This window comes from Nocardioides lacusdianchii, from assembly GCF_020102855.1.
Lineage (GTDB): Bacteria > Actinomycetota > Actinomycetes > Propionibacteriales > Nocardioidaceae > Nocardioides > Nocardioides lacusdianchii.
In genome coordinates, this window is the sequence record NZ_JADHZD010000024.1 from 34,816 (window position 1) to 42,081 (window position 7,266).

Sequence of the window (7,266 nt, forward strand, 5' to 3'; positions counted from 1 at the left end):
ACGATGATGGGCCCGTGCAGATCTCCCGTGCCGACTTCGGCGACCCACGGCTGTCCGCCTTCCTGCAGGCGCACCTCGACGACATGGAGCCCACCGCGCCGCCGGAGAGCCGGCACGCGCTCGACCTGTCGGCGCTCCGCCAGCCGCACGTGCGGCTGTGGGTGGCGATCGACGGCGAAGAACTGGTCGGCACCGCGGCCCTGGCGGGGCTGGGGCCGCACCACGAGGAGCTCAAGAGCATGCGCACCGAGCCCCGGCTCCGCGGCCGTGGCGTCGCGTCGCGTCTGCTCGCCCACCTCCTCGACGACGCCCGCTCGCGGGGTGTCGAGCGGGTCTCGCTGGAGACGGGGAGCATGGAGTTCTTCGCGCCGGCGCGGGCGTTCTACGCGCGCGCCGGGTTCGTGTGGTGCCCGCCGTTCGGCGACTACGTCGAGGACCCGCTGAGCACCTTCATGACGCTCGGGCTCAGCGCTCTGCGCTGACGTGGTCGTTGGCCACCGCGCCGGCCCAGACGGGCAGCGTGACCGTCACGGTGGTGCCTCGACCGCGTTCGGAGTCGACCTCGATGGTGCCGGAGTGCCGCTTGACGATGCGGGCCACGATCGCCAGGCCCAGGCCGGTGCCCGGGCGCGAGAGGGCTTCGGGGTTGGTGGAGCGGAAGAACTCGCGGAAGAGCTGCTCCTGGTCGTGGGCGGAGATGCCGATCCCGGTGTCCTCCACCGTCGTGACCACCGCGCCGTCACGCAGCTCCACCCGTACGGCGACCCGGCCGCCGGGGTCGGAGTACTTGATGGCGTTGCCGACCAGGTTGGAGAACAGCTGGAAGAGCTCCTCCGGCTCACCCCGCACCACGACGGCTTCGGCGGGGAGGTCCGGCTCGCAGACGACCTGCGCCGCGCTCGCGGCGGCGTGGCACTCCTGGTGGACGTCGCGCAGCACCCGGCGCAGGTCCACGTCGATCGGGTCGAACTCCCGGTGGGGGTCGGCCATCTGCGCCATGGTGAGCATGTCCTCGATGACCGCGCGCATCCGGGACGCGCCCCGCGAGGCGGCCTGCACCGAGCGCCGTGCCTCGGGGTCGAGGGGCCCGACCTCGAGCAGCTCGAGGTTGGCGCTCATCGAGAAGAGCGGGTTGCGCAGCTCGTGCCCGAGGGTGTTGACCACCTCGACCCGATAGCTGTCGAGACGGCGCAGCCGGTCGACGACGGCGCGCTCGAGGGCGAGCTGGCGAGCGTTGGCGACCGCGCGGCCCAGGTCGTGGCCGATCTCGCGGGCAGTGTCGAGCTCGACGTCGGTCCACTGCCGGGTTTCCGAGACCCGGGTGAGGACGAGGAAGCCGACGCACTCGGGACCCACCCCCAACGGCACGAACAGCACCGAGCCGATCCCGATGCGGTCCAGGACGCCCAGCAGCCGCTCGGCGTCCTCCGGAGGGAGGCCGGGCTGGGCCGCGTGCAGGCGGGAGAAGGGGGCGACGTACTGCTCGGTCCAGTAGCGGTGGGCGAGGCGCACGACGACGTCGTCGATCTCCGCGAAGGACGGCACGACGTAGGCGTCACCCAACGTGTACGACGTCGTGGTGGCCCCGCCGGCGGGGTCGAAGGCGGTGAGCCACATCCCGACCGCGTCGAAGCAGGACACCACCGCGTGGCGGCAGGCCCCGAGCACGAGCTCGAGGGTCGGCTCGCCCAGGGCCTTGCGCACGATCGCGCGCGCCTCGCCGGCGAGTCGGACCCGCTCGGAGAGCTCCTCGCGCTCGAGCGCGAGCAGGACCAGCGTCCGCGCCACACCGGCGTACTGGGTGAGCACCTCGAGCTTCTCCGGGCCCGGCAGCCGACCGTCGCGCGGGCTGTCGACCGAGAGCAGGCCGCGCAGCCGGCCCTGGTCGTCGAAGATGGGTGCGGCGAGGAGGTCGAGCGGATGCCAGGCGTCCTCGCCGTCGAGCGGGGTCACGTCGGGGATGTGGCTGTAGGCCAGGGCCTCGGCGCTCGCGCGGTCGTGCGGGACGAAGCGCCACACGCCCCACTCGTCCGCGCCGGCGAGGTCGTCCTCGATCGACTGCAGTGGCACCTGCGTGCCGACGAAGCCGTCCGCGACCCCGGCGGCGGCCACGACCTCGAAGTGGTGGTCGCGGCGCAGCGTCAGGGAGGACTGCTCGAACCCGGCGAGGGTGGCGACGCTCTCGACGAGGACCTGGAGGTGCTCACGAGTCTGGTCGTCGACCCACGTCGCAGCCGCCACGCGGCGCTCGCCTCGTGTGTCGTCCGACATCGCACCCCCTGCCATCGGCGCGGAACAGGACGACCATAAGCCTCAGGCGGCGCAGAGCGCAGGGAAACCCTGACTAGTCCACCCGTCAGGCGGTGACGACCGCGCGGTACACGGACCGCCGCGCAGGAGGATCGCGCCAGGCGGCCTCCGGAGGTTCACCCTCCGGGGCAGGATGGCCAACGCCCCCACCCCAAGGAGTGCGCATGAACGACCTTCTCGCCCGCCTGCGGTCCGCCGTCGGCGACGACCACGTGCTGACCGCGCCGGACGACGTGGCGGCACACGTCGTCGACTGGACCGGCACCCACCGCGGGCGTGCGCTCGCGGTGGTCCGACCCGGGGCGACGGCCGAGGTGGCCGAGGTCGTGCGCGCGTGCGCGGAGACGCGTACGCCTCTCGTCCCGCAGGGCGGCAACACCGGGCTGGTCGGCGGCGGGGTGCCCGACGGCTCCGGGACCGCGGTCGTGCTCTCGCTCGGCCGGATGCGGACCGTGCGCGACGTCGATCCGGTCGCCGGGACGATCACCGTCGACGCCGGGGTGGTGCTCGCCGACGTGCAGGCCGCGGCCGCAGCCGCCGACCGCCTCTTCCCGATGTCGCTCGGCTCGGAGGGCAGCTGCACGATCGGCGGCAACCTCGCCACCAACGCCGGCGGCACAGCAGTGCTCCGCTACGGCATGACGCGCGAGCTGGTGCTCGGTCTCGAGGTCGTGCTGCCCGACGGCCGCGTCTGGGACGGACTGCGGGGCCTGCGCAAGGACAACACGGGCTACGACCTCACCCAGCTCTTCGTCGGTTCCGAGGGGACGCTCGGGGTGATCACCGGCGCCGTCCTACGGCTCTTCCCGGCGACGCCCCGGCACGCGACCGCGTGGGTCGCGGTGCCGTCCGTCGCGACTGCGGTGTCACTGCTCGGCACCGCGCAGGAGCACTCCGGGGTGCACCTGTCGACCTTCGAGATCGCCAACCGGCAGGCGGTCGACCTCGTCCTCGCGCACCTGCCCGGAGCCGTCGACCCGCTCGCAGCGCCGAGCGAGTGGTACGTCCTGCTCGAGCTCGCCGGGTCGGCCTCCGACGACGGTCTCGACGCGACGCTCGAGGCCCTGCTCGGCGAAGCGGTCGAGGCTGGGACGGCGAGCGACGCGGCCGTCGCCGGCAGTCCCGCTCAGCGGAGCGCACTGTGGTCGCTGCGCGAGGGGATCTCGGAGGTGCAGAAGGTCGAGGGCGCCACCCTCAAGCACGACGTCACCCTGCCGATCGCCGACCTCGCGAGGTGGACCGATGCGATGGGCCCGGTGCTGCAGGAGGTCCTGCCCGGGGTCCGGCCGGTGACCTACGGCCACGTCGGCGACGGCAACCTCCACTACAACCTCAACGCGCCGGTCGGTCGCGACGACGACCTCCGTGCGGCGGCCGGCGACCTCACGACGGCGATCCACGACGCGGTCGCCGCGGCGCACGGCTCCATCAGCGCCGAGCACGGCCTGGGGCGCAGCAAGGCGGCGGCAGCGGCGGCGTACAAGTCGGACGTGGAGGTCGACCTGATGCGCGCGGTGAAGCGAGCCCTCGACCCCCACGACCTGATGAACCCGGGCGTGCTGCTGACCGCTCCGTAGGCTGGCCTCCATGAAGGCCCAGACACTCGGTCGCGTCCTGCTCGGCGGCTTCATGGTCACCGCCGGCGTCCTCCACCTCACCACCCAGCGCGAGGAGTTCCGCGCGCAGGTGCCCGACTGGTTCCCGGTCGACGAGGACCTCACGGTGCTCGGCTCCGGGGTCGTCGAGATCGGGCTCGGCGCGGCGTTCGTCGCGCTGCCGCGCCACCGCCGCACGATCGGCATGCTGCTGGCCGCCTTCTTCGTCGCGATCTTCCCCGGCAACATCGCGCAGTACGTCGAGGGCACCGACGCGTTCGGTCTCGACACCGACCGGGCCCGGCTCGTGCGCCTGTTCTTCCAGCCGGTGCTGGTGCTGTGGGCGCTGTGGGGCGGAGGCCTGCTCGGGGACCGGTCGCGCACGGACCGTGACCTGCCTGCACACTCCTCCTGAGACCGACCCCGCGCTGCTGGTTTGGCGCGCGCCCACGGGGGGCACGAGGGGTCCGACACGAAAGAGGGGGACCCACCATGCCCACCACCAGGAGCTGGGCCGGCGTCGCCGGCCTGTGCGCGCTCGCGCTGGCCGCGACGACCGCACCCGCCACGACCGCAGCCGCCGCGGACGACCAGGACACCCGCAGCGTCGAGCTGCTCACCGCGCCCTCGGCGCGCACCACCACGGAGACCGACGGCGAGCGCTCGCGGCCGGTCCGCATCGACACCGCCGCGCTGGACGACGTACGCGCCGGCGACCGCCTCGCGCTGACGCTCTTCGACGGCACCACCGTCACCGCGTCGATCGACGGTCGCGACACCAGCGGCGACGCCACCACGTGGACCGGCGGGCTCGTCGGCGACGGCGGCACCTTCACCGCCGCGGAGGTCGACGGGGTGGTGCACCTCAGCATCGCCTCCGCCGAGCACGGCACCTTCGAGGTCAGCCGCGTCCGCGGCGGCAGCTACGAGGTGACCGAGGTCGCCCCGCTGCCCACCGGCGACGACGCCGTGGTGCCGAAGCCCGGGGCCGGGCACGCCGACCACGCCGACCACGCCGATGAGGGGTCGGCCCGGGTCCCGAGCACGACCGGCGCCCCCGTCGCCGGGGCGGACGCCCCGTCGGTGATCGACGTCGCGATCGTCTACCCCGCCTCGCTGCCCGCGTGGTTCGGGCCCGCGGAGATGCAGGCGCAGTTCGCGCTCGGCATCGCCCAGACCAACCAGGGCCTCGCCGCCTCGGGCGTCGGCACCCAGGTGCGACTGGTGGGCACCCGCCAGGTCGCCGCCACCCAGGCCTCGACGCTGCTGGCCAACTACAACTCGCTCCAGACCCCCGGCGACGGCGTCTTCGACGAGGCGCAGGCGCTGCGCGAGGAGACCCACGCCGACCTCGTCAGCCTGTGGCTCGGCGGCCAGTACCCCGCCGGATCCTCGTGCGGCCTGGGCTCGCTCGGCGGCACCCAGCCGAAGACCGACGCCGAGCGCGGCGCGTGGACGGTGATGTACGGCGACCGGTGCGCCACGGGCAACCTCACCTTCGCCCACGAGATCGGCCACAACCTCAGCGCCGACCACGACGCCGGCGCCTCGTCGCCGCCGTACGGCTACAAGCCCTACGCGCGCGGCTACGTCGACCTCGACGCCCAAACCACGACGATCATGGCCTACAACGACCAGTGCACCCGGGCCGGCTTCAGCTGCACCCGCATCACGCACTTCTCCAACCCCAACGTCGCCCTGAACGGACGCGTGACCGGCACGCCGGCCGACAACAACGCACAGGCCGTTGCCGAGCAGGCCGCCGCCGTCGCGGGCTACCGACAGTCCCAGATCTACCCGGGCGCGGTGTCCGTCACCGGCCGGGCGCGCTACCGCGGCACGGCCGTCGCGAGCTCGACCCCGTGGGCACCGGCGGTGTCGCTGGGCTACCAGTGGTTCCTCGACGGCGTACCCGTCCCCGGCGCCACCACCAGCGCCGTGCGGTTCTCGCGGCGCGACATCGGCCGCACCGTGTCGGTGCAGGTCGTCGGCGCCGCCCCCTACTACGCCTCGGTCGCCACGATGAGCGCGCCGGTCGTGGTGGGCAAGGCGCTCTTCCGGACCAAGCGGCCCAAGCTCCGTGGCGTGCCGCGCGCCGGGCGGCTGCTGTCGGTGTCGGTCAAGGGCTGGAAGCCCAAGCCGAAGCAGAAGAGCGTCAAGGTGCGCTACCAGTGGCTGAAGAACGGCAAGAAGATCAAGGGCGCGAAGAAGGCGACCTACCGGGTGCGCGCCAAGGACCGCGGCAAGAAGATCTCGGTCCGCGTCACCGCGAAGAAGAAGGCGTACGACAAGGCCGTGCGGTCGTCGAAGAAGGTGAAGATCCGGCGCTGACCGCCTCGTGCCGGGCGGGTCAGAGGGTCGGCAGCCAGCTGACCCGCCCGGCGAGGGCGGCGTAGCCCACGAAGGCGCCCACGTCGAGCAGGGTGTGGGCGACGACGAACGGCATCACCCGTCCCCAGCGGCGGAAGAGCCAGCCGAAGAGCAGCCCCATCGCGAGGTTGCCGACGAAGCCGCCGAGGCCCTGGTAGAGGTGGTAGCTGCCGCGCAGCAGGGCCGCCAGCCCGATGGCTGCGGTGTCGCCGAAGCCGAGCTGGCGCAACCGCACGATCACGAAGCCGAGGACGATGTACTCCTCCACGACGGCCGCCTCGACGGCCGCCAGCACCAGCACCGGCACCTGCCACCACTGTCCCGGCAGCGACTGCGCGACGACGGTCAGGTTGGTGCCGAGGGCAAAGGTCGCAAGATAGAACACCACCCCCACCGAGCCGACGCCCGCCGCGAGCCACGCCCCGCGACCCCAGTCCCGCCACGTGCTCCAGCCGCCGTCGCGCGCCCAGACGTCCTTGAGGCGGCTTCCCGACCGGACGAGGAGGTACGCCGCCAGCGCCACCGGGACGAGCGCGAACCCGATCCTCAGCAGCTGGTAGGTCAGGTCGAGCCACGGCCGGTCGGGGGCGAGCGAGTTGTTGAGGTTCGCGGCCTGCGAGGACAACGGACCCGGTGCGGTGAGCGCCGAGACGATGCTGACGATGCTGTAGACGGCCGACCGGCCGAGCGAGAGCAGCAGCACGATCGCCAGCTCGGTCCACAGCAGCGCCCGCGCCAGGTCGGGCACGCCGCCGGGGACCGGGGTGTCGCGCAACCGCCACCACGGGCGTACGTCGTCGGCGGTGGCACTCACGCGCCCCAGCATCCCCCACGCCGCAACCGGCGTCGGCGGGCCGCGCGCGCTGTAACGCCGGGCGGATTCAGCCGGTCGTTGCACCACGATTGATTTGGTGTCCGCAGAGTAGCTCTTCGAGTCGCTGGGCTGGGGTGGCCCAGCCCAGCGTCTTGCGTGGTCGGGTGTTGAGCTTCC

General features: G+C 73.1%; 6 protein-coding genes. 4 read left to right on the top strand and 2 right to left on the bottom strand.

Going from position 1 to position 7,266, the window contains the following annotated elements; genetic code table 11:
• Positions 1-14: 14 nt before the first annotated feature.
• Positions 15-482: a GNAT family N-acetyltransferase gene (locus tag IRX98_RS23805; RefSeq protein ID WP_372456103.1), complete on the top strand. Its 468-nt coding sequence runs from the start codon at positions 15-17 to the stop codon at positions 480-482.
• Here IRX98_RS23805 and IRX98_RS21055 read toward each other — a convergent pair.
• Positions 466-2,271, bottom strand: coding sequence for a sensor histidine kinase (locus tag IRX98_RS21055; protein ID WP_224280166.1), 1,806 nt, complete (start codon positions 2,269-2,271; stop codon positions 466-468). The two genes, IRX98_RS23805 and IRX98_RS21055, sit on opposite strands and share 17 nt — an antisense overlap.
• 203 nt (positions 2,272-2,474) lie before the next feature.
• Here IRX98_RS21055 and IRX98_RS21060 point away from each other — a divergent pair, with 203 nt between their 5' ends.
• From IRX98_RS21060 to IRX98_RS21070, 3 genes are all read left to right on the top strand, one after another.
• Positions 2,475-3,887: an FAD-binding oxidoreductase gene (locus IRX98_RS21060; RefSeq protein ID WP_224280167.1), complete on the top strand. Its 1,413-nt coding sequence runs from the start codon at positions 2,475-2,477 to the stop codon at positions 3,885-3,887.
• 10 nt (positions 3,888-3,897) lie between these two features.
• Positions 3,898-4,320 carry a DoxX family protein gene (locus tag IRX98_RS21065; protein ID WP_224280168.1) on the top strand — a complete coding sequence of 141 codons (423 nt, stop codon included), beginning with the start codon at positions 3,898-3,900 and terminating at the stop codon, positions 4,318-4,320.
• 77 nt (positions 4,321-4,397) lie between these two features.
• A complete protein-coding gene (locus IRX98_RS21070; protein WP_224280169.1) occupies positions 4,398-6,236 on the top strand; it encodes a reprolysin-like metallopeptidase in 1,839 nt (612 codons plus the stop codon).
• Between the two features lie 19 nt (positions 6,237-6,255).
• Here the strand turns inward: IRX98_RS21070 and IRX98_RS21075 are convergent, their stop codons facing one another.
• Complete coding sequence (locus IRX98_RS21075; protein WP_224280170.1) at positions 6,256-7,089, bottom strand: CPBP family intramembrane glutamic endopeptidase; 834 nt, start codon at positions 7,087-7,089, stop codon at positions 6,256-6,258.
• Between the last annotated feature and the right edge of the window lie 177 nt (positions 7,090-7,266).

Excerpts from the sequence above, each read along its gene's own strand:
- IRX98_RS21055 (WP_224280166.1), bottom strand. The coding sequence starts at position 2,271 with ATGTCGGACGACACACGAGGCGAGCGCCGCGTGGCGGCTGCGACGTGG.
- IRX98_RS21060 (WP_224280167.1), top strand. The coding sequence starts at position 2,475 with ATGAACGACCTTCTCGCCCGCCTGCGGTCCGCCGTCGGCGACGACCAC.
- IRX98_RS21065 (WP_224280168.1), top strand. The coding sequence starts at position 3,898 with ATGAAGGCCCAGACACTCGGTCGCGTCCTGCTCGGCGGCTTCATGGTC.
- IRX98_RS21070 (WP_224280169.1), top strand. The coding sequence starts at position 4,398 with ATGCCCACCACCAGGAGCTGGGCCGGCGTCGCCGGCCTGTGCGCGCTC.